The organism is Pseudomonadales bacterium (genome assembly GCA_041395665.1).
Taxonomy (GTDB): Bacteria; Pseudomonadota; Gammaproteobacteria; order Pseudomonadales; family UBA7239; genus UBA7239.
This window is the reverse complement of record JAWLAB010000003.1, coordinates 73,118-95,698: the sequence shown is the minus strand read 5'-3', so window position 1 is coordinate 95,698 and position 22,581 is coordinate 73,118. Positions and strand designations below refer to the sequence as shown.

The following is a 22,581-nucleotide window of genomic DNA, read 5'->3' as shown; positions in this document are numbered from 1 at the left end:
ACCACTACCGCCGTTCATAGGGATAGTCTTGCAACGACAATGCTTTGAACACAGTATCAAAGTCTGGAATGTTGGCGTGAAAATCATCCGGATACCATGCAAAGTTTAGATAGCCTTCTCGCGACCATAATTTTACTTGCTGCGAAAAATTCCGATTATTGATAGCTTCCCCTGTACGCCAATCACGCGCTTGCAATTCAACAACAAAACGATTTTTCTGTGCCGGCGATAGATATTCGAGTTTCTTAATCAGATTTTTTGTCCACTGTTCAGGATCTTCAGCTTTCTCCATCCAAGGCATCGCCATCAAAGCGACATAATCATATTTAAGCAATGCCGTTTCCATACTTTGCGCAAACCAATCTACACTTTGTGGATTCAACGCCGTTTCTGCATAGAAATTACGCGCAGTGCGAATTTCAGGCCGATACACTTTGACTGCTTCAGCCAAATCCTGTGTAAAGGCATCCAGTGCCTGAACTTTCAAATAGGTGAAGCGTTTGCGCTGAATCGCATCATCTTTCCACTGTGCATAATTATTTAATTGCACACCGCGTTGTGAAAACCACTGTACCGCTTGAGGATGAAAATCCTCATCTGTATCGATAATGGCATCATCGTGAAACAAAACCCCTTGAAAGTTAGCATGTGCTGCTAAGTCACTGTACAAATCCAAAATACGCTGGCGCGCTAATGGGTCAAATAAAGACAAGCGCTGATAAGCAGAGTCCGGAGCTACTGGTACCCCTTGCTCACACCACTGCCGGATACCGTGTATACGATAGAAATCTTTACCAAAGTCAAAGGCCAGTACAGGCATCCACGCATACACATCGACACCTGCACGCGTTTTTAATTGCCAAGCAACGCGATTAAATAAATCCGCCCGCACAGGTAAATGGCGGTTGGGAAAATAAACTGCACTGGCATTACCGTCACCATCCGGATCCGCAAATGCCTGCAAATACACAGTAGAAATATGTAACTTCTGAATACGATTTAATAATTTATCTAAATTACTATTCAGCCGCACAGGATCTGCATCGTAAACATAATCTAAATCCACATGCGCAGCCCGCACAGGTGAAACAGGCATACGATAAGGTTTTAGCATTTCCTTAAAATCTGACAGCGATGGATTGGAAGCCAACATATGGCGCTCAATGCGACCACTCGCTGATATACGGTTTCGGATAGGCTCTCGTCCTAATGTAAAGAACCAACGAAACCCCGCTGCCCTTGCTGCATTCTCTGCAGGAATATTCCATGCACCATAAGGCCAAACCATGACTCTCGGTGCTACACCCGTCAACTTTTGTAATTGTTTACTGCTGCGCTGTGCATCCTGAAAAATACGCTGATACGCTTGTTGTTCCGTTTCATAGCGTTGGTGTTTGGCATCATACAAACGCGTGACCATCGCCGGCTCTTCATTACCTTGTGGATTAGCCAAAATGCCTCTGTGCGAATCGTAACTATGCGAGGCAAATTCAATCAATCCACTGGCCTGCATCTCGCGTATTTCCGCAGCTGACAGCCCTTTTTTTATGTAGGCACTCCCTGCACTACCTTGTGCAGTGCGATTTTCGGTTAAGTCCAGCCAACGCCCTACCACAGCCATCACTGCGGGATAACCGTACAACTTCAACAGAGGAAAAACACGCGTATAAAAACTTTCATATCCATCATCAAAACTCAGTAAAACTGCTTTAGATGGTAATGATTTTTTACCGAGGCGCGCGTCCTCCAATTGGTTTACCGATACCGGTGTGTAACCATTTTGGCGCAACCACTCAAACTGTTCTGCTAATTGCTTACTACTGACAGCAACAGTATCTGCATCTAAATGCCCATCGACATCATCGCGCACATCGTGATAACACAAAGTAATTAACTCATCGGCCAATGCAGATGGCAACAAAACAATATTTTGCAGAAGTAAACAAATAATTGTGAAAATATAACGATGGATCATTCGAAGCGCCATGTGAAACCTCCGAATGCTGTGCTGCGCAACTCTTCATCACCATCATAAGGATGGTAATTAAGCCCTACCCCATAAAACCATTCCAAAGTTTTATCTCGCTTCCAATTGTGACGATAAAGAATTTGTGCCGTTGGATCGGTTCCAAAATCTTGTTGCGTATAAGTTCCTATACCCATTAACAAGGTGTGACGAAACTCAAAATCATAATGGCGTTTAATAATTCCCTGATACTCTGCCGCAATACCAATATCCAGATCGCTGCTAGGATTGAAATAAATGGTGTTATTTTCAGAATTAGTTGATGTGTAAACTGACTCTAGCAATGCCCACTGATGATGTGGGTTACTCCACACTACTTGATAACCTTGAGCACCTAACATCCAACGTTGATTTCCGTCAGAAAAATCCACATAAGTTAAACCTGCACGGTAATACTCACCTTCATCCACTTGATAACGCACACCCGTTTCTACTGAGTGCGCTTTTATACCTGCGTTATACGCACGAACTGGCAGTTGCGAACTAAAAGTTTCCAATCCACCATTGACTGACCAGTTGTCATCTAACTGCCATTCGGTTGTCAGTGTTAAACCCAAATCTGCATCGGATGCGTAACTGCGATTGACTTCCGCTGTATTGCGATAAGCAACTTCATTCATCTGATCGCGCTGTTCAGCTCCTACGCCGTAACGATCAATCTGCCCTTTCCCTTCTTCAAAAGTTCCGGTGCTTGATGTTGTATGAAAAAAAGCTCGATATTGATAATCGATAGGCTTGGAATACCACCACACCTCCGCTTCAAAATCGCGGCTACCGTTTGCACCTGTATTTTTACCGTTGCCATTAGAGCCATGGCTACTGACTTGACTATGCCCCAATGAAAAATCCATCGAAAGCTCCTGCATATTATGAATAGCCCAATCTTCTTTCAGATTTTCACTGGATTTAAGGTCTGGGTACTTACTCACCAAACGCTGCGTAATTTTTTCTGCTTCTGGGAAATCGTAGAGCGCCATTCGACTGCCAATAATGCCTGACCAAGCACTGTAAGAATCTGGTGTAATTTGCAAAGCATCACGCTGCCACCGCTCAGCTTCTCTGGGCGATCCGCGCAATTGATAAATCTGCCCAACCGCAGATCGCAAATCTGCATTAAGTGGTGCTCGCTCTTGATAAACCCCTATCTCAGTTTGTGCATCATCTAATTGGTTTCCCCACGCCTTCAGCATGATGCTGTTGTAGTCTGCATTCTGCCTATCCCAATTTTTTCCCACCACACGATCAGACTTTCCATACAACCAAGGTTTCTCATCGACAATCAGTACATCGATTGTTTTCCTTGCACCATCAAAATTCTCACTTTCTAACTGCGCATAAAAATACAAAGTTCTAGCGTTTGCATCCGTTGTTTTTTTATCTATCAAAGGTTGTAAAACTTCTATAGCGCGATCAGGCTTTTCAAGGTACAAAGCAGATTGCGCCACTGCAACGCGAATATCATCACGAATAATAGTGCGTTCTACTACCAAGACATCGAACTCATCCAGTACTTGTTGATGTCTTGCATCCAACTCCCACACCAACAATCTATCCATACGCGCTTGCTGCATGGCTGCAACGCGCTCAGGAAACTGTTCGTATAAAAGTTTAATCACTCTATCGCAGCGACGAATTGCTTCATGAATATTTTTTTTGCGAAGGCTTTGATCTGGCTCTGGCATTCCTGCTAGACGAACAGCATAAGCAGCGCTATCGGAATACAAACGCAGCCAGCCTTCCTTATTGATAGCATCAGGATAAACACGTGCCAAAGCCACCGCTTTATCTGGCACACCAATCGTATCTGCCGTCTGAATATAGTTTTGCATAGCCACTGTGCTGCGAGGATTCATTCGCAACGCATTGTCATAGTCAGTCAGACTATCGAAAAAAAGCGACTGGCGATCATGCCAGTAGGCTTTGGTTAACCAATAGCTCTCGCTCTCACCAAAACGCAATAAGTATTGATGAAGATTTTTTTCTGCTTCTAGGAATTTCTTTTGATCAATCAGTACTGTCGTCAAATCAAGCAGTAAAGGTGCAAAATTTGGCTGCGCTGCTAATGCTTGACGAAACAATTTCTCTGATTGTTCAAAACGCCCAGCATGGCGCGCTTCACCCGCTTGATCTCGCAAGCTAGCAGCTAACACCACTGGTACGAATAAGCAGCAGAAACAGAAGAGAGCGATCTTCCGCATGTCTATATTCCTTTTGACGAAGCCGCCATTTTGTTGGATAGATTAGAGGTAGCAACCTAATTCACCGCTTTCCAACGCCCACTTTAATCCACTCTATTTGGAGGGTTACTCTGGGCGCTGTGTGTATCAATCTCTAGTTCAGCCTTTTCCACAAAATAACTCGGCAACTCGGCTTTGATAGCAGGCGCCAACTCTTTGAAGTCATTCACCTGTTTCACCAAGCTCCCTCTACCGCTCACCAACTGCCCCTCGGCAGTGTTATACGCTTCTGTTGCAGTATCCAATCCTCGCTTAACTTTTTCAAAACTATCCAAAAAACTCTTCAACTTTTTGAATACAGCATCCGCTTTATTGGCCAAAGCGACCGTGTGCTTGTTTTGATCTTCAAATCGCCACAACTGACGCACGATATTAAGACTGGTCAATAATGTGGTTGGTGTAGCCACCAAAATATTATTTTCAATCGCCATTTGAAAAAGCTGTTCATCCGCTTTTAATGCTTCGACAAAAGCGGATTCAATCGGTACAAACATAAACACCATATCGGGCGAGTTGAGCCCATTCAGCTTGTAGTACTCTTTATTCGATAATTCTTTAATACGATCTCGCACTGCTTGCACATGCTCTTTCAAAGCTGCAGCACGCTCCACTTCTTCCTCTGCATTCACAAAACGCACATAAGCATTCAGTGAGACTTTTGAATCAATGATGAGGTGCTTATCCTGTGGCAAAAACACCACCGCATCCGGACGCTTTCTTCCCTCCTCGCCAGTGACACTGACTTCACGCTGATAATCTTTACCCAGCTGTAAACCCGAGCGATCCAGCACATTTTCCAGCACCAACTCACCCCAATTACCTTGCAGTTTTTTTTGCCCGCGCAATGCAGTAGATAGCTCGTGTGCTTCTAGTGTAATTTTTTGATTCAATTCTTTGAGATGCTCTAACTCTTTTTTCAACTCACCCTGCTGCGTAGTTTCTCGGTGATGAATTTCCTGCACTTCTTTTTTGAAGTTATCGATGGATTGCTGGAAAGGTGACAACACTGCATTCAGCGTGATCTTGCTACTATCCTGCAAGGATTTTGATTTTGCTTCCAAAATCTCATTCGACAGCACTTTGAAATGCTCAGCCAAACTATTTTTTTGCTGCTCAAAATTAACTAGCTCACGCGCATGGCTCGCCGCACGCTCTTCCTGCTGCGCTTTTAATTTCTCATAACGCAGCTCCGCTTCTGCGCATTGTTTATTTGCTAATTCAAGTTTTAATTGAAGTTCTGTACTTTCATTTTTGGCTCGTTTTTCACCACGCAGCATGGCAATAAAAAAACCAATCACACCACTCATCGCAGCCACTGTCGCGCAAATAACCACGATGTCGATAGTCCACGCATTAGGCATAACAACTCCCACTAATTGTTCTCTTAAGCAAAACAAAAAAGCCGCTGGTTTCCCAAGCGGCTTTTCTCAATTGGTCGGGACGAGAGGATTTGAACCTCCGACCACTTGACCCCCAGTCAAGTGCGCTACCAAGCTGCGCTACGCCCCGAAATTCTTTTACGCTATTTCTGTGCTTGCGCTTGCTGAGCGAGTACGGCGAGCAAATCTTCTAACTCGGTAATCATTTCACGAACCAGCGTACGGAAGCGCTCGGCACTTTCATCCACAATTGTGCCTTCATCCGTCAAACGCTGACGCGCGCCGCCGATCGTAAAGCCGTGTTCATAAAGCAGTGAACGGATTTGGCGAATAGTCATCACTTCTTGACGCTGGTAGTAACGGCGATTGCCGCGACGCTTCACCGGCTTGAGTTGTGGGAACTCCTGCTCCCAATAACGCAACACATGCGGTTTTACATCACAGAGTTCGCTCACTTCCCCAATCGTAAAATAACGCTTTCCGGGGATAGGTGGTAACTCATCGTTATTGCCGGGTTCCAGCATCATGAAAATTCGTATCCTGTGCTAACTGTTCCAACCGATCCGCTTACTCGGCTTGATCGGCTTCGCCCTCAAAGGCTTCCACGCGTGCTTTCAATTTTTGACCAGGTCGAAAAGTGACAACACGACGCGCTGTAATGGGTATCTCTTCACCGGTTTTTGGATTGCGACCGGGGCGCTGGCTTTTATCGCGCAAATCAAAATTTCCGAAGCCAGACAATTTTACATTTTTGTTCTGCGCTAATGAAGAGCGAATCTCTTCAAAAAACACTTCAACAATTTCTTTTGCTTCACGCTTATTGAGGCCTAACTCCTCAAACAACTTTTCAGCAAGATCAGCTTTGGTTAGCGCTTCGGACATCGTTAATTCCTGAGTGTGGCTCCGTATTGTTGGCTTAAAGCAGCCAAAACAGCATCCACGCATTCAACAATTTCGTTCTCGTTAAGGGTGCGCGAAGCCAACTGAAAGGTCAAGCCCAAAGCGACACTTTTTCTATTAGATTCAATATGTTCGCCAACATATACATCAAACACCTTGAGGTTTGTTAACCACTCGCCCGCAGCCTGACGCACTGACGCACAGAGATCAGCCACCGGCAAATTGCGATCGACCACCAACGCCAAATCGCGACGCACGGCAGGAAAACGAGAAACAGGAACAAACGCCGGTGTGCGACCTAACAACAACGCCTCACGCTCGATCTCAAACACCAACACTGTGCTGGGGATATCCAACTTGCGCTGCAACTCTGGATGCAACGCACCGATGATGCCCACGACCTTACCGCGATCCAAAATAGCTGCCGTTTGCCCCGGATGCAGCGCAGGATGCTCCGAGCGTACAAACGAAAAATCGCCCGCTCGACCTGTACGCGCCAACAGTGCTTCCAAATCACCTTTGAGGTCGAAAAAATCCACCTTGGCAGATGCCTGCCCCTCCCAAGACTCTGGCGTTCGAGTGCCGTACAACAGCGCCGCCATCATTGGTTGCTGCTGAACCGCGCCATCTTCCAAGCGGAAGCGCAGACCAGATTCAAAGAAACGCGCACGACTTTGTTGTCTGTTCAGGTTGTATTGCAGTGTGCTCACCAAGCTCGGAATCAAGCTGGCGCGCATGACCGACAAATCCGCCGAAATCGGGTTTTGTAAGCTCACACCAGCCTGCTGCGGCTCAAACAAGCCGTGCAGTTCGGGAGAGATAAACGAATAACTGATGACTTCCTGATAGCCGCGCGCCACCAAAACAGAAGCAGGCGTTCCAGCTTCGAGCTTAGTCTCCGGCACGCCCACCAAATCCATATCGGCACGCACCGCGCACGAAGGCAAACGGTTGTAGCCATACACACGCGCCACTTCCTCGATCAAGTCTTGCTCTATAGCAATGTCATAACGCCAGCTCGGCGGCTGAATGGTCCACCCCTCAGCATCAACAACTGGAGTAAAACCCAGTCGCTCGAAAATAGCTGTTACCTCATTTTCAGGCAAATCCAACCCTAAGTATTGAGCCAATAAACCGCGCGTCAATCGAACAGGCTTGCGTTGCGGCAGATGATCTTCAGAAACCACTTGAACTACGGGGCCAGCTTCACCACCCACAATTTCAAGCAGTAATTTTGCTGCTAATTCAATAGCTTGCGACTGAATGTTAAAGTCAACTCCTCGTTCAAAACGGTGCGAGGCATCGGTGTGCATGCCGTAATTACGCGCCTTTCCTGCCATCGACACCGGATTAAACCAAGCGCTTTCCAGCCAAATATTACGCGTCGCAGGAGAAACCGCGCTCTCAGCGCCACCCATGATGCCCGCCATCGCCAAAGACTTGCTCGCATCCGCAATCACCAAGGTGTCCGGCTTCAGCTCAACCGTTTGGCCATCCAATAGCACAAGGGATTCCCCCTTCTGCGCCAAGCGCACATCGATCTCACCATCCAAGCAATCGAGGTCAAAAGCGTGCATAGGCTGGCCAAGTTCCAACAGCACATAGTTAGTAACATCAACCACAGGATCGATACTACGCACACCGGCGCGGCGCAGGCGCTCCGCCATCCACAGTGGAGTAACGCTACCCGTGTTGATATTGCGAATGACCCTGCCGACATAACGGGCGCAGTGTTCGGGCGACTTCAAATTAACGCTAGTTCTAGCATCAACTTTAGCTTCTATTTCGTTGATTTTAAATGATTTTATACTTGATCCAGTCAGTGCAGCCACTTCACGCGCCAAGCCAACCATACCTAAACAGTCGCCGCGATTCGGCGTTAAATCCACTTCGACCACACTATCATCTAACTGGAGGTAATCTCGAATACACACACCTACTGGCGCATCCGCAGGCAGCTCCCACAGGCCATCACTCGCTTCCGCCAACCCCAACTCTTGCTCGGCACACAACATGCCGAAAGACTCTACACCGCGCAGTTTTGCCTGCTTGATTTTGATGCTAGGCAGTTCAGCGCCCAGTGTGGCAAAGGGAATCTTCAACCCTAAACGCGCATTGGCAGCACCGCAAACCACCTGCTTGGCTTCACCGTCAGGATGGCCAGCCACTTGGCAGACGCGTAACTTATCCGCGTCAGGATGCTGTGCAATCGCAACAATTTCTCCCACCACCACGCCAGAAAACGGCGGAGCGACAGATGTTACAGCATCAACTTCCAAACCCGCCATGGTGATCGTGTCCGCCAACTGCTGGGCAGACAGCCCTGCACACGCCACGTGATCTTCAAGCCATTTTTTATTAAATTTCATAGAGTTACATCACTATTATCAGGTAACTTATATCATTAAGTTGATAACTTAACTTTTATTACTGGAATTGACTCAAAAACCTAGAATCATTCTCAAAAAACATGCGTAAGTCATTGACTCCATAGCGAAGCATGGCCAATCGCTCCACACCCATGCCGAAAGCTAGCCCTGTGTATTCTTGAGCATCCATACCCACTTGCGAAAACACCGCTGGATGCACCATGCCGCAACCCATGACCTCCAACCAGCCGGTTTGCTTACAAATACGGCAGCCTTTACCGCGACAGTGCGTGCACTGCATATCCACTTCGGCCGAAGGCTCAGTAAACGGGAAGTAAGACGGGCGAAAACGCACAGCTAAATTCGTCTCAAAGAAAGCCTTCAAAAATTGGTCGATCATGCCTTTCAGGTCGGCAAAGCTCACGCCTTTATCCACCAAAAGCCCTTCCACTTGGTGAAACATTGGCGTGTGGGTCAAATCAGAATCACAGCGATAAACTCGCCCTGGGCAAAGGACTCGAATAGGCAGCGACTGCTTCTCAGCGATAAAACGCTCCATCACACGAATTTGTACCGGCGAGGTGTGCGTGCGCAGCACGGTGTTGTCGCCGACATAAAACGTGTCGTGCATGGCGCGTGCGGGATGGTGATCGGGAATATTCAGCGCGCCAAAGTTGTGAAAGTCGTCTTCGATTTCTGGCCCTTCAACCAACTCAAATCCCACGCGCGCAAAAATATCGCGGATGCGCGCAATGGTGCGCGTCACAGGATGCAGCGAGCCCACTGTTTCATTGCGGCCATCCAACGAGACATCAATGGTTTCGCGCGCTAGCTGTGCAGAAATCGCGGCGGAAGCCAAGACACTTTGCTTGGCATCAATTTGCGTTTGAATCGCTTCTTTGACGACATTGATTTTTGCACCGGCTGCTGGACGCTCTTCAGCCGACAACTGCCCTAAATTTTTTAACAATGCTGTCAGTGCGCCTTTTTTACCCAAATAATTGACGCGCACTTCATCAAGCGCGCGCTCGCTATCGGCAGCAGCAATGGCTTGTTGCGCTTCTTCGGACAATGTTTGCAAATGATCCATGCGATTCACATTCAAAAAGAAATCAAGATTTGAATACAAAACGACCCGCAAAAGCGGGCCGTTTCGAGCTTACTGGCAAAACCAAAATTAAGCAGCCAGTGCAGCTTTGGCCTTCTCAACTAATGCAGCAAAAGCTGGCTTGTCGTGAACAGCGATATCCGCCATAACGCGACGATCCAATTCGATACCCGCTTTTTTCAAGCCGGCAATAAATTGGCTGTAGCTAATGCCTTCTGCACGAGCTTGCGCATTGATACGCACGATCCACAGTGAGCGAAAATCACGCTTTTTAACGCGACGGTCGCGGAATGCATATTGACCTGCTTTAGTGACAGCTTGCTTGGCAACGCGATAAACGCGCGAACGAGCACCGCTATAACCTTTAGCGAGTTTGAGAGTTTTCTTGTGACGAGCATGTGCGGTAACACCGCGTTTTACGCGTGGCATAGTTCAATTCTCCTCACAGATTACGCATCATTTTATCGACTAACACCACATCAGACTTGTGAACCAAATCTGTGCCGCGCAATTGACGCTTACGCTTGGTAGTCATTTTGGTGAGGATGTGGCTCTTGTTCGCATGCTTGCGCTTGTAACCGGCCGCTGTTTTCTTGAAGCGCTTAGACGCTCCGCTGTGTACCTTAATTTTAGGCATGGTCTAACTCCGCATTGGAACACTTGTCTACAACGACAGCGGTGCTCGGGTTAATGATAAAAATAAGTCTGCGACTTATTTCTTCTTTTTGGGTCCCAGAACCATCGTCAGTTGTCGCCCTTCCATTTTTGGAAATTGCTCAACCGAACCATAGTCCGCCAAGTCGGCTTCGATGCGTTTCAGCATCTCCATGCCCAACTCTTGGTGAGCCATTTCACGACCGCGATAACGCAGCGTGATTTTGGCTTTGTCCCCGTCTTCCAAGAAACGCATCAGGTTGCGTAGTTTTACCTGATAGTCTCCGTCTTCCGTCCCTGGTCGAAACTTAATTTCTTTAATCTGTACACGATGCTGCTTTTTCTTTTGCTCAGCTTTCTGTTTTTTCTGCTCGAACAAAAACTTGCCGTAATCCATGATCTTGCAAACAGGTGGCACCGCATCGGGAGAAATCTCCACCAAATCCTGCTCTGCTTCTTCTGCTGCAGCCAATGCTTCACGCAAACTGACAACACCGACTTGCGATCCATCTGCGCCAATTAAGCGCACTTCTCTTGCACGAATTTCATCATTGATGCGCTGTTTGTTAGCGTTCGCCGCAGCGCGATCTTTATTCTCAACTGGCTGATTAATAATGCTTTCTCCGTTTACCTATGACTAAATCCAGCAGCGTGGCGTTTTATCAACGCACACGACCGCGCTGAAGCACTTCGGATTGCAGCAGGTCACGCAGCTGTTCCCAGCTCATCGTGCCCAGTTCCGCTCCGTTGCGTGCTCGCACGGCCACCGTTTGGGTTTCAGATTCCTTGTCTCCCACAACAAGCAGGAAAGGAATCTTCTGGATCGTATGCTCGCGGATTTTAAAGCCTACCTTCTCGTTTCTCAAGTCTGCTTGCGCGCGAAGCCCATGATTTTCAAGATATTCTGCCAATTTCGTAGCGTATTCGGCCTGTCGATCCGTAATATTCATGATCACAGCTTGAACCGGCGCTAGCCACACAGGGAACGCACCTTCGTATTGCTCGATCAAAATACCGATAAAGCGCTCCAGAGAACCCAAAATGGCGCGATGCAACATCACCGGCGTCTGACGCTGGCTGTGCTCGTCCACATACTCGGCATCCAAACGGCCGGGCATGTTGAAGTCCACCTGCACGGTGCCGCACTGCCACATACGACCAATACAGTCTTTGAGCGTGAACTCAATCTTAGGACCATAAAACGCGCCTTCGCCCGGCTGCAGATCAAACGGTAGGCCTTTGGCATTTAGCGCATCCGCTAAAGCAGCTTCAGCTTTATCCCAGATTTCGTCCGAACCGACGCGCTCTTCAGGGCGAGTCGATAACTTGATGATGACTTCATCAAAGCCAAAATCTTGATAGACCGAATACAGCAGATCAATAAAGCTCGCGACTTCAGGCTGAATCTGTTCTTCCGTACAAAAAATATGCGCATCGTCTTGCGTAAAGCCGCGTACACGCATGATGCCGTGCAGCGCACCTGATGGCTCGTTGCGGTGACAAGAACCAAACTCCGCCATACGCAAAGGCAATTCACGATAGCTGTGCAAAGCGGCGTTATAGATTTGCACATGACACGGACAATTCATCGGCTTGATCGCATAGTCGCGCGCTTCCGATTCCGTGATAAACATATTTTGCGAATATTTACCCCAGTGACCAGAGCGCTCCCACAGCGACAAATCGACCACTTGCGGCGTTTTGACTTCTTGATAACCCGCTTTGCGCAAACGCTCGCGAATATAGTTTTCAATCTCTTTATAGACGATCCAACCGTTGTTGTGCCAGAACACCATGCCCGGCGCTTCTTCTTGCATGTGAAACAAATCAAGACGCTTCGCTAATTTACGATGATCGCGTTTTTCTGCTTCTTCTATGCGCGTTAAATACGCTTGCAAATCTTTTTTGTTTAGCCACGCCGTGCCATAAATACGCTGTAATTGCGCGTTTTTGCTATCACCGCGCCAGTACGCACCCGCCACTTTCATTACCTTGAAAGCTTTCAAACGCCCCGTAGACGGCACATGCGGGCCGCGACACAAATCCATCCACTCGCCTTGCTGATAAAGTGAAATTTCTTCAGCAGCCGGCAAATCATTGATGATTTCAACTTTGTATTGCTCGCCCATCGCAGCAAAAGTTTTCACGGCTTCGTCGCGACTCATCACGATACGCTGCACAGAAAAATCAGCAGCAGCCAGTTCTTCCATCTTTTTTTCGATGGTGATGAGATCGTCCGGTGTGAATGCACGCTCTGCTGCAAAATCGTAATAAAAACCGTCGTCAATAACAGGGCCGATAGTGACTTGCGTGCCTGGAAATAAATTTTGCACAGCCATCGCCAACAAATGCGCTGTGGAGTGACGAATAATTTCCAGTGCGTCTGGATCTTTTTCCGTGACGATAGCTAACGCAACATCTTGTTCGATGCGATATGAAGTATCGACCAATTTGCCATCCACACGACCGGCTAAAGCAGCTTTAGCAAGACCTGCACCAATGGATGCGGCTACATCAGCAACGGTGACGGCTTGATCGAAAGTGCGTTGACTTCCATCGGGAAGCGTAACAATAGGCATGATATTTTCCAGCGGACTTACACAATTCAATGTGTAAGGTGAGTAAGAGGAGCGCGATTTTAGGAGAGCGCTGCAGCAGTGACAAGCCGAGCCAGCCCGACCAACACTTACTCTCCGCCGCTATCACCTTCTTGTAACGCCTGGATAGCCGCGCGACGAAGCTCTTGTTCCTGTTGCTTGCGCAATTGCTTCTGTTTCTGTTTTTCTGCTTCATCAACCTGCTTCATGGCACTGCAGTCAGCAGAAATCCAACGCGCCTTGGCTTCGTTGTCCACTTTATGCGTCGAACCCTGCTCCTCGATGGTCATTTTGGTCACGGAAGTCCACGCCTCTGAATTGATGCGTGTAATGGTTGTCTCTCCCTGCCCTTTAGGTTTGCTGCACTGCATGGTTACATGCGTACGATTACCCTCGCGCTGAATATTGCTAAATTGGCAGCGACTGTTTGCGTCATTCTCCTGCGCTTGCTTGGCCAATTGCTCTGCCGTGATACAGGTTTGCATCGGCTTGCCCGAGACCAAGCGAGAGGCCTTTTTGCTCATCATGGCTTCTACTTGCGCACGCATTTCCGGCGGCACACTTTCCAGCATCTTGCTCAAATCGGGCAACTCCTGCCCATCCACCACCGATTTTTGTTGAATCTCCCACAGTCCTGGCTTCACATCTTTCACAAGGCTTTTCAGCATGTCCTGTGTGCTGTCCGCCTGAACAGTAGCGACTAGCGAGAGCAAACTCACAGCCAAATAAATCGATTTCAATTTCATTGTGATATCCCTTTACCAATCAACAAGTTATTGAGTAATTTTTTGTGCAATCGTCACGCGCAGTTCAGTGGGAAGCGCGTTCTTTTGCAATGTATCACTGACACCCTCCCAATCACCCGCCACCGGCATAGGCTGGCCGCTGTGGGATAGACGAGCAACCACCTCAAAGGCATTGATAGCAGACCAATCCATCTGCCCTTTCATCGGCGAGGTGGCGGTATCCAGCACAACGGCTTTTGCCAAGGCATCCACCGTAGTTTTAACAGCGGCCAAGGGCATACGCGGCCCTTCTTTTGCTCGCAGTAAAACAAAGACGACATCATCCGGCTGGGCGTTTGCCTCTGGCGCGATACTGACCTGCACACGCAACTGCATATCCGACGATGTGGCGGCAGGAATGCCACCCAATGTACGCGCTTTTTCTACACCTTCTGCAATCGCGGCTGCTTGCGGCGTACCTTGCGGGATAGACGCCAGCAGGCGCTGCCACAAATCTACGGCTCGCGCGTAATCTTTTTGCTCAAAAGCCCCCATGCCCAGCAAGCCCAATGCCGTCACATTGTGCGGATTGGATACCAATGCGCGCTGCAATAACGCCTGCGCGTCATCAGCCAGCACGCGATCATTTTTTAGGAAAAGTGTTTGCGCATATTCCGCGAGAAACTTGTCCTGCTCAGGAAAGGCAGTAACCAACTTTTGATAATCAGCTATTGAACGATCCCAATCACCTGACATCGATAACAACCGCGCTCGCATGTAGATAAAACCATCATCGTCAGGATGATCTTCCAACCAAGCATCCAATTCCGTGATGAGGTTTTTTGCTGGTGCTCTTGTTCTTCAGCTGACAACTGCTGCGAAAAAACAGCCTGCCCTAACTCCGTAATTTGCAAAGCACGCACAGAACCCACATGCTTATAAAGCAATAATGAACCAATAGCCACCGCAACCAAAATCAACAATGAAACAAAGTTCACCCATCGACCAGCAAATATTTTCTGATCAGCATCATTTACAACAGACTCTGATAACGCGCTTTGTTCAACAACGACCGCCTCACCACGCCGAGAGAACCACAGCAACAACATCACGATTAAAATTAAAGAAATAGGAGCTGCCCATAAAAAAACTGTCGTCAGCTGCATGCGCGGCTTATACAACACAAAATCACCGTAACGCTCACGCATAAAATCAATGATTTCGTTTTCAGATTTTCCCGCTAATAGCTGCTGATAAAGTTCCTTGCGTAAATCAGCAGCGATCTGCGAATCTGAATCTGCCAAGTTTTGATTTTGACACTTAGGGCATCGCAACTCTTCCGTTAGCTTTTGATAAAGGTTGCGCTGCTCTTCACTTTTGAACTCATAAGCATCAATTGAGGCTTGTAATGTACTGCAACAAAGCAACAGCAGGCACATCAGAAAATATCGCATAAAACCTCAAACTTACTCAAGAAATAAAGAACAGCGCCATCACAATTACTTAGTTGCGAAACAGAAAACGACCAACAGGATTTTTCCACATAAAGTTCATTAATTTTTTCATTTGATCTAATTTTTTCTGATCGTGAGGATAGCCGGTATCCATGCCGCCATAACGACCGACGATAATAGGCATCGCCTGAGAATAACCACGCAAACCGTTAGCGCCGTTCACCGTGCCGACACCGCTTTCTTTTACACCGCCAAATGGCGCACAAGCCACACCGTACATCATGCCGATATCGTTAACTGCCATAGAACCAGTTTCCACACGCTTAGCAATTTCTAAGCCTTTTTTCTCGTCTTTTGTCCACACACTACCGTGTAATCCAAAAACTGATTTATTGGCTTTTTCAATAGCTTCATCCAGCGTTTCAAATTTAACGATAGGCAAAATAGGACCAAAAGTTTCTTGTGCCATGACATCAAAATCTTCCTGCACATCCACCATGACGGTGGCTTCGTAATACAAACCTTGCAGGTCAGGATTGCGGCGGCCACCAGCAAGAATTTTAGCACCGCGTTTTTTAGCGTCTTCCACATGCGCTTCCATGATGGCGAGCTGGCGATCCCAAAACACTGCACCTAAATCTTCATTAACGCCGTGTTTTTGTCCTTGACGAATGGCTTTAGCCATTTCTGTCGCGCGACGCACAAATTCATCGTAAATGGGCGCTTGTACATAGATACGCTCGACACCACAGCAGAAATGCCCAGTGTTGACGCAACCACCCCACACCGCGCCATGAACGGCTTTATCAATATCTGCATCGGCGAGAACGATCATGGCATCTTTGCCACCTAATTCTAGTGTTACAGGAATCAAACGCTCTGCACACACTGCCGCAATTTTTTTACCGGTATTCACTGAGCCTGTGAAAGAAATTTTATTGACATCAGCGCGTGTTAAATCGGAACCGGTTTGGCCGTCGCCCATCAACACTTGCACAACGCCATCAGGAATGCCCGCTTTTTGACACAACTCTTCAAACAGTTTTGCGGAATACGGTGTAACTTCCGAGCCTTTAATGACAACCGCATTGCCTGCCAGAATTGCCTGCACACCAGGGTTGGCTGTTAATACAAACGGCCCATTCCAAGGTGTGATAACACCCACTACACCCAACGGCTTATAAATCAGATGCACTTTTTTCATCAAGCCCATGATGCCAGGAGCGCGCATCACTTCATCACGCAAAGTTTTTTTGGCTTGTTTGCACCAATAAGTAATGAAATCACAAACGGCATAGACTTCAAAAGTCAGAGCATCTTGCAGCGGCTTACCCGTCTCACGAATAACCACTTCAACCACACGATCTTGCTCTTCCAAAATAACATCGCGCAGTTTTAATAAATGTTGCACGCGCTCATCAATAGATTTTGCGCCCCACGCTTTTTGTGCTGCACGCGCTTTGGCGACAGCTGCATGCACATCAGCTTCAGAAGCACACACCAGCTCGCCAATACTTTCTAAATTCGCGGGGTTTTTCAGTGCTAAACGGCGGCGGCCATCAGTACCTTCAGCAATGCGTTCAAAAATAGCCATGTGAAATCCTCAAAAGTTAGAAGTTATTGGGTTTGGATACAGGGGGTAAGCAGATATTTACTGCGCCGGATACTACCTGCTTGCCCGAAGCAAACCAATTAGCGGGACATCGTATCAGCAGGTAATAAGCCCTGCCGTTGAAGGTGCTGCCAAATAAATCGTGCAGAAACCTTGTTACCCAGCGAGGTATGGTGTGGGTCACTTTCCATCGTTAAAGGAAATTCCATTGTACTCTGGTAATCGTCCAACAAAGAAACGATGGGGTACGGCTTGCTCGGCGCTACTTCAGCGAAGTAACGGAAAGGCTCTAGCGACCAAACTCCCAAACGCGTGTATTCAGTTGATGTGTCCTTGAGTGTTTCTGTTTTGCTGTACTGCACCGAACGCGGCATGATGAAAGCCACAAATTTTGTATGCAGCTCATCCGTCACATAGCGATGCGTTTCATCTAAATTGCGCGTCAACTCATCCAGATACGGGCGCGTTTCACTCAGCGAACGCTCCATTGGAAAATAGCGCTGCCACGGCGTTCCCCATAAAGGCTTAGTAAACCAATCCGCCTTTACAACCTCCCTACCCCATTTTCCCAAGATCAATGAAGTGACGGGAATCCAATGTGCAATCTTGAAAAAACCTTTTTGCTCTTCTGCGCGACGATAAAAAGTGTCATCCCAAAAATCGGTCATATCGACCACTTCAATCACCAAATCTGGCTTATATTTTTTGCCAATTTCTTTTAATAAACGCAAAGACAAATACGGTGATGACGATATCCAGCCAAAATTAAAAATACGCACATTGGTATAGCCTGCTTTATGCGCCAATTCTTCCAAGCGATACGGCAGCGTATCTTGCCTTCCTAGCCACATGCCGTAAACAAACGAATCACCTAACACGACGATATTAAAATCTTCATCTTTAACATCACTAGGTTCGATTGCCGAGCGGATATTGTCCGAGTTAAGATCCGAATACTGCTCTTGCGTCATGCGGTGATCAGGATTGCTGACAATATTAATGGATGACCACCATTTGCCAAAAATTAAAGGACCTGCAATTTCCAAGCAAGCCACAGCAAATCCGAGTAGTAAGCATAAAAATAATACCGAAAAAGCAAGCCACTTTAATGGGGAGCGTTTTTGATTCACAAGCTGTTCCTAAGGATGTTCTACAGTGCGTTGGTAATAACGATAGGCGACAGGAAGCTGATTTATCTGCAATTGGTTATACGGCAGAAAAGACAATGGAAGTTCACGATACGCTACTTGCTTAAACTCCTCCACTTCCAATGCTTGCGTCAGCAGTGCCATTTCTGGAACCTTCAATTCTGGAACACGCACAATGACAGAAGCATCAACACCGTGCAGCGAATTGACGCCCATCATAATATTCAATGGAATCATCTTATCTGCACGATACTGTTTAAGGAGGTCAACCTCTTCTTTAGCAATCATCTGTTTATTACGAGCAAGCCCACTGAATAGTTCTTGATCAATTTGCCACGATAAACCCAGCATCCACACTAAACTCAAAGCCACGCATAAAGACATACCAAGCCTTGCAAAACCCTGAGACATTTTGGATATCAGTGTTGAAGCTCCCACACCAAACAAAACTGCCCACAGGGGCAAAAGATGGCTTAAGTTGCGCTCAAAGAATACGCCTTGCATCGAAAAAATCATCCAATACAAAACAGAAATTAGAGCAACCAACCCTGAGAATAGCTTAACCTTACGACTCACACCTATAAATAAAGTTGAGAAAATAATAATAAAAATAGGCAGTGTAAAAAATACCAAACTGTACTCAAGTATTGAATATAAAGATGGAAAAATTGACTTTACCCCACCATTTTCTATTGGCACACCTGCATACTGATTGCGCAACAACGCCACACCATGCAAAAAGCCCGATACATCGCTCAAAATGTATGGTGCAGAGATAGCAACACCCAACAGAATTCCTACTGGCCATAACAATAAAACGACCGACCGTTTCAACACCAAGCAGCTAGCGACAAAAGCCAAGCCAACCATGGGCAAAAAACTAAACTTACAGGCAAAGGCTACTCCCCAGACAATCGACTCCAAGGCTGTAATGGATAGCTTTTTTTCTGTGCAATTTTTTAGCGAGAGCCAACTGGCAACAGCTACCAGCAAAATAACAAACGATTCCGGTCTTGCGTAATGCGCATCCACCACTGCTTGTGGTGCGATCACTAAAAAGGTGGCTGAAAAAATCGCGGCTTGATTGTTGAGTAATTTCCGCGCGATGGCATATACCAGCAGCACAGCTAACAACTGACACAACAGCGAAAAAAAGCGATACATCACTAGCGCAGGAGCATCATCCACCCCCAAGCCGCGACAAAGAGACTGAAAGGTATGCAAAGCCGTGTGATAACTGGAAAAATTGTATTGCTTGAGTTTATAAAACCCACCAGCAAAATCACCACGCCAATCTGCGTGTTCCCAATTCGTGTCTAGCGTTCCGCTATCCTGCATGTGCTGCACAACTGCTTTTGGAATCAGCTCATCGGCAAAATAGGTGCGCGGATACACATCCCAACGCAACACCACCGCCAACAGCAATAAAGCAGCTAACGCGATCAGTGAATAGCGTGATGAAAAGAGAGAGGAAGTCACAGCATCGCTTGGTATCCGAAGGTGCTGCAATCTAGCAAATCAACTAACAAGCCGCCAGATAAAGCGGCATAGAATGGGGTGGCTGACGGGGCTCGAACCCGCGACAACAGGAATCACAATCCTGGACTCTACCAACTGAGCTACAGCCACCACGACTGTTTTCACAATGCCTTACAAGACTCGCGAAAAGGCGGGCGCATTATAGAGTTTGACGCTGTAAATGCCAGCCTTGAGGTGTAATCTGCCAAAAATATACGCAACCTTGTTATGAATAGCAGTCGAATTACTCCCACCCTTCCAATGCCCAACGCTATCCACAATATCTGTGGATAAATCTGTGCATCTCTATCTCAAAACTGACCGTGCCCATAGTAAATCTGGCTTGCCTCTTAAATTGCTCAAAAAACAGACATAATACAAAAAACCTTATAATTCAAATAGATACATAGAATTCATCAGAAACAACTTGATTATACACAGCCATCTTGAGGTTTTTACTTAGTTGCTACGCAAAATGTGCATAACCATGTAAGTCACCATTAACTGTGGAACATGGGTTCTCGAAACGAAGCGTTTCACAAATACGCTATTGCCTCCTCTTGCTTCAGTTACAATGCGCGACTTCCTTTCGTTACCGCTGGAAACATCCATGAGTCAGAACACGCTCCCACTCTCCTCCCTCACCGCAATCACCCCGATTGATGGGCGCTACGGCAATAAAGTGGAAAGCCTGCGAGCAATTTTTAGTGAATATGGCCTGATTCGCGCTCGTGTATTGGTTGAAGTGCGCTGGCTGCAGCAGCTCGCCCAACATCCTCTGATTGATGAATTGCCTGCGTTCTCCAGTACAGCAGACGCGCAGTTGGAACGCATTCTGAGCGAATTCAGCCCCGCGCAGGCTGAAACCATCAAACAAACCGAGCGCACCACCAATCACGATGTCAAAGCGGTGGAATACTTCATCAAAGCGCAGATGAAAGGCAACGCGGAGCTAGAAGCTGCCAGTGAATTCGTACATTTCGCTTGCACTTCGGAAGACATCAACAACTTGTCACACGCGCTGATGCTGCGTGACGGCTTGCAGCAATCTTTACTGCCCTTGGCCGACAACATCATCAGCAAATTAACAGCGCTCAGTCACGACATGGCTGCCATCCCGATGCTGGCACGCACGCACGGACAAACCGCGTCGCCGACAACCGTAGGCAAAGAACTGGCGAATGTGGTGGCGAGATTGCAACGACAACGCACACAAATTGCCGCCGTGCCATTGCTCGGAAAAATCAACGGCGCAGTGGGCAACTACAACGCGCATTTATCTGCTTATCCCAATATTGATTGGCAAGCCAATGCGCAAACTTTTGTCGAATCATTAGGGCTGACTTGGAATCCTTACACCACACAAATCGAACCGCACGATTACATGGCGGAATTGTTCGATGCCATCAGTCGTTTCAATACGATTTTGATTGATCTCGACCGCGATATTTGGGGTTACATTTCTCTCGGTTATTTCAAACAAAAAGTCGTTGCCGGTGAAGTCGGTTCTTCCACCATGCCGCACAAAGTGAACCCCATTGATTTTGAAAACTCCGAAGGCAATCTCGGTTTGGCTAACGCGATGTTTGGACATCTCGCCAACAAATTGCCGGTCTCGCGTTGGCAGCGCGACCTCACCGATTCCACGGTGTTGCGCAACATGGGCGTCGGTTTTGCTTACAGCGCCATCGCTTACGAAGCCACACTGAAAGGTTTAGGAAAACTTGAACTGAATCAACAACGCTTGAGTGATGATTTAGACAATAGCTGGGAAGTGTTGGCAGAGCCGATTCAAACTGTCATGCGCCGTTATGGTGTAGAAGAACCCTATGAAAAATTAAAGGCGCTCACGCGCGGGCAAACGATGAACCGTGAAGTGTTGCAGCAATTTATTGATACGCTGGAAATTCCTGCTGAGGCAAAATCAGCTTTGAAAGCACTGACGCCTGCCAGCTATATCGGCAACGCAGTGCAGCAGGCAAACGCTATTTAATTGTAGCATTCACAGGAGCGTCACGCGTGAAAATGATTCCAGCGTTCTATCTCGACCACGACCAGATGCAGGCGTTGGCGTTGCAGCACGCGGAATCATTCAAAAGTGCCAAACCGTTTCGGCACTGTTATATCGACAATTTTTTACCTGACGATATTGCGCATTTATTAGCTGACGAATACCCCAGCCCCACGGATATTCCGTGGGAGCGCGGAGGTGATCGTGCCACACTGCAGACCATGCACAAACTCGGTCACTCCAACGAGCAGCAATTCCCGCCGTTTATTCGTCATGTGATGCACGAATTTAACAGTTCCACTTTTATCCGTTTTATGACCACACTGACAGGTCAAGCGGGTTTGATTGTTGACCCGCATTATCGTGGCTGCGGACTGCACTCCACAGGACGCGGCGGCAAGTTGATGATACACGCGGATAAATCACGCCATCCCAATAAAAAAGTGGATCAAATTTTTAACATGATCTACTTCCTCAATCGCGACTGGCAGGAGGATTGGGGGGGGCATTTAGAACTGTGGGATAAAAACCTCACGCAATGCGAAGTCAAAATTGCCCCTGTTTTTAACCGTGCTGCTTTTTTTCTCACTGGCACCAATACTTATCACGGACATCCACATCCCTTGGAGTGCCCTGAAGACTGCCGTCGCAACTCACTGGCGGTTTACTACTATCTCATCGAAAGACCACAATCTGAAAATTACCAAGGTTGGCGCAATTTTGTCGATTGGATGCCAACTACAGAAGACGAGAAATCTCGCCCACAACGCGAAAGCCAACCGCAAGTTTTTCGCTTTGAAGGCAAAGACTTAAATATCCCTGACTACAAAAAGCCCAAATAAA

19 protein-coding genes and 2 tRNA genes are annotated in these 22,581 nt (G+C 47.3%); 2 read left to right on the top strand and 19 right to left on the bottom strand.

Going from position 1 to position 22,581, the window contains the following annotated elements:
* Positions 1-4 precede the first annotated feature (4 nt).
* From pgaB to R3E63_04995, 19 genes are all read right to left on the bottom strand, one after another.
* A complete protein-coding gene (pgaB, locus tag R3E63_05085; GenBank protein MEZ5539325.1) occupies positions 5-1,987 on the bottom strand; it encodes a poly-beta-1,6-N-acetyl-D-glucosamine N-deacetylase PgaB in 1,983 nt (660 codons plus the stop codon).
* Positions 1,972-4,224: a poly-beta-1,6 N-acetyl-D-glucosamine export porin PgaA gene (pgaA, locus tag R3E63_05080; GenBank protein MEZ5539324.1), complete on the bottom strand. Its 2,253-nt coding sequence runs from the start codon at positions 4,222-4,224 to the stop codon at positions 1,972-1,974. Before pgaA ends, pgaB begins: the two co-directional genes overlap by 16 nt.
* Before the next feature lie 83 nt (positions 4,225-4,307).
* Entirely contained in the window at positions 4,308-5,624 is a 1,317-nt protein-coding gene (gene rmuC / locus R3E63_05075) for a DNA recombination protein RmuC (GenBank protein ID MEZ5539323.1), read from the bottom strand.
* Between the two features lie 71 nt (positions 5,625-5,695).
* Positions 5,696-5,772, bottom strand: a tRNA-Pro gene (locus tag R3E63_05070).
* A gap of 13 nt (positions 5,773-5,785) precedes the next feature.
* Entirely contained in the window at positions 5,786-6,166 is a 381-nt protein-coding gene (locus R3E63_05065; protein ID MEZ5539322.1) for a MerR family transcriptional regulator, read from the bottom strand.
* A 43-nt stretch (positions 6,167-6,209) separates the two neighbouring features.
* The gene (ihfA, locus tag R3E63_05060; GenBank protein ID MEZ5539321.1) at positions 6,210-6,524 is read right to left on the bottom strand and encodes an integration host factor subunit alpha; all 315 of its coding nucleotides are present in this window, start codon (positions 6,522-6,524) and stop codon (positions 6,210-6,212) included.
* Positions 6,525-6,526: 2 nt separating this feature from the next.
* Entirely contained in the window at positions 6,527-8,911 is a 2,385-nt protein-coding gene (gene pheT, locus R3E63_05055) for a phenylalanine--tRNA ligase subunit beta (protein MEZ5539320.1), read from the bottom strand.
* A 58-nt stretch (positions 8,912-8,969) separates the two neighbouring features.
* Entirely contained in the window at positions 8,970-10,001 is a 1,032-nt protein-coding gene (gene pheS / locus R3E63_05050) for a phenylalanine--tRNA ligase subunit alpha (protein MEZ5539319.1), read from the bottom strand.
* A gap of 87 nt (positions 10,002-10,088) precedes the next feature.
* Positions 10,089-10,448 (bottom strand): 50S ribosomal protein L20, encoded by a 360-nt coding sequence (gene rplT / locus R3E63_05045; protein ID MEZ5539318.1) that lies wholly within the window; start codon positions 10,446-10,448, stop codon positions 10,089-10,091.
* Positions 10,449-10,461: 13 nt separating this feature from the next.
* The gene (gene rpmI / locus R3E63_05040; GenBank protein MEZ5539317.1) at positions 10,462-10,656 is read right to left on the bottom strand and encodes a 50S ribosomal protein L35; all 195 of its coding nucleotides are present in this window, start codon (positions 10,654-10,656) and stop codon (positions 10,462-10,464) included.
* A gap of 75 nt (positions 10,657-10,731) precedes the next feature.
* The gene (gene infC, locus R3E63_05035) at positions 10,732-11,286 is read right to left on the bottom strand and encodes a translation initiation factor IF-3 (GenBank protein ID MEZ5539316.1); all 555 of its coding nucleotides are present in this window, start codon (positions 11,284-11,286) and stop codon (positions 10,732-10,734) included.
* A 49-nt stretch (positions 11,287-11,335) separates the two neighbouring features.
* Positions 11,336-13,252 (bottom strand): threonine--tRNA ligase, encoded by a 1,917-nt coding sequence (gene thrS / locus R3E63_05030; protein MEZ5539315.1) that lies wholly within the window; start codon positions 13,250-13,252, stop codon positions 11,336-11,338.
* 107 nt (positions 13,253-13,359) lie between these two features.
* A complete protein-coding gene (locus R3E63_05025; GenBank protein MEZ5539314.1) occupies positions 13,360-14,016 on the bottom strand; it encodes a DUF3617 domain-containing protein in 657 nt (218 codons plus the stop codon).
* Between the two features lie 27 nt (positions 14,017-14,043).
* Entirely contained in the window at positions 14,044-14,751 is a 708-nt protein-coding gene (locus R3E63_05020; protein MEZ5539313.1) for a tetratricopeptide repeat protein, read from the bottom strand.
* Positions 14,724-15,449 carry a cytochrome c-type biogenesis protein gene (locus tag R3E63_05015; protein MEZ5539312.1) on the bottom strand — a complete coding sequence of 242 codons (726 nt, stop codon included), beginning with the start codon at positions 15,447-15,449 and terminating at the stop codon, positions 14,724-14,726. The genes R3E63_05020 and R3E63_05015 overlap by 28 nt, the downstream gene beginning before the upstream one ends.
* 49 nt (positions 15,450-15,498) lie before the next feature.
* Complete coding sequence (locus R3E63_05010; protein MEZ5539311.1) at positions 15,499-17,043, bottom strand: aldehyde dehydrogenase family protein; 1,545 nt, start codon at positions 17,041-17,043, stop codon at positions 15,499-15,501.
* 98 nt (positions 17,044-17,141) lie between these two features.
* The gene (locus R3E63_05005) at positions 17,142-18,116 is read right to left on the bottom strand and encodes an SGNH/GDSL hydrolase family protein (protein ID MEZ5539310.1); all 975 of its coding nucleotides are present in this window, start codon (positions 18,114-18,116) and stop codon (positions 17,142-17,144) included.
* An 84-nt stretch (positions 18,117-18,200) separates the two neighbouring features.
* The gene (locus tag R3E63_05000; GenBank protein ID MEZ5539309.1) at positions 18,201-19,547 is read right to left on the bottom strand and encodes a glycosyltransferase family 39 protein; all 1,347 of its coding nucleotides are present in this window, start codon (positions 19,545-19,547) and stop codon (positions 18,201-18,203) included.
* Between the two features lie 215 nt (positions 19,548-19,762).
* Positions 19,763-19,838, bottom strand: a tRNA-His gene (locus tag R3E63_04995).
* 499 nt (positions 19,839-20,337) lie between these two features.
* Between R3E63_04995 and purB the strand changes: the two genes are divergently transcribed.
* Both purB and R3E63_04985 read left to right on the top strand, forming a co-directional pair.
* A complete protein-coding gene (gene purB / locus R3E63_04990; protein ID MEZ5539308.1) occupies positions 20,338-21,720 on the top strand; it encodes an adenylosuccinate lyase in 1,383 nt (460 codons plus the stop codon).
* 32 nt (positions 21,721-21,752) lie between these two features.
* Positions 21,753-22,580, top strand: a complete 828-nt coding sequence (locus R3E63_04985) for a 2OG-Fe(II) oxygenase (protein ID MEZ5539307.1) — start codon at positions 21,753-21,755, stop codon at positions 22,578-22,580.
* Position 22,581: the final 1 nt, after the last annotated feature.